Below are 956 nucleotides of genomic sequence, written 5' to 3' on the forward strand. Positions count from 1 at the left end.
GGCCGGCGACGTGCGCTTCGTCTGCCTGAACACCAATGCGTTGGAGTTCGACCACGACACGCCCGTCCCGAACTTCGACTTTCTCGAACGCCAGATCGACGGCTTTCCCGCCGGGGCCGAAAAGACCGTCGTGGTCATGCACGCCAAGCCTTATTCCGAACAGTTCGACAACAACGTGGCCAAAATGTTTCAGCAAACGATCCGACAGTTTCCCCATCTGCAATTCTGCATGAACGGGCATGGTCACAACTTTGCCGCCGAGGATCTGTTCGACGACGGAGTAATTTATTATGAATGCGACAATATCGATAAAAAGACCTATCTGCTTTTTACCATTACCGAGGAGGGATACGATTATGAACGGATGGAATTTTAAGCGATTCATTATCGTATTGGTCGGTAGCTTGTGGATGTTGCCCACGACGGCTCAGGAACCATCATTCGTTCCGTTCACAGACATTCAACTTGGTCAGAACATACGTCTCGACCAACGCGAACACCGGGGGTATGAAGGATTGGAACCGCTTATTCCCACACACATTAAGGTGCAATATGCCGGAGGTATGGGTTTCCTATCGTTCGGCTGCGGTTGGGACTACGGAAAGAAATGCCGCTGGGAGACCGACGTGCTGGTCGGTTTTCTGCCCGGAGCCTATTCTGACCGGACGCATACGACCTTCACGCTCCGACAGAATTACATTCCGTGGAGCATTCGGTGCTGCGAGCGGTTCGCCATCGAGCCTTTCACGACCGGAGTTTATCTCAACCTGATTACGGGCGAGGATTATTGGGTGCGCGAATCCAACAAATACCCCGGCGACAGCTACTACGGCTTCACCTCGCGCCTGCGGACGCATCTCTACGTCGGGCAGCGTTTCACGTATTACCTGAAAAACGACAGTTTGCTGCGTCATATCACGCTTTATTACGAATTGAGCGCCAACGACCTCGACATC

Annotated in this window: 2 pseudogenes; both read left to right on the forward strand. The window is 52.7% G+C overall.

What is annotated here, in order from left to right:
• A pseudogene (locus WMO46_RS15565) lies at positions 1-376 on the forward strand (metallophosphoesterase); the annotation flags it as partial.
• Positions 377-563: 187 nt separating this feature from the next.
• Positions 564-956 (forward strand): annotated as a pseudogene (locus tag WMO46_RS15570) (hypothetical protein); the annotation flags it as partial.

This window comes from Alistipes intestinihominis (assembly GCF_040095975.1).
Taxonomy (GTDB): domain Bacteria; phylum Bacteroidota; class Bacteroidia; order Bacteroidales; family Rikenellaceae; genus Alistipes; species Alistipes senegalensis.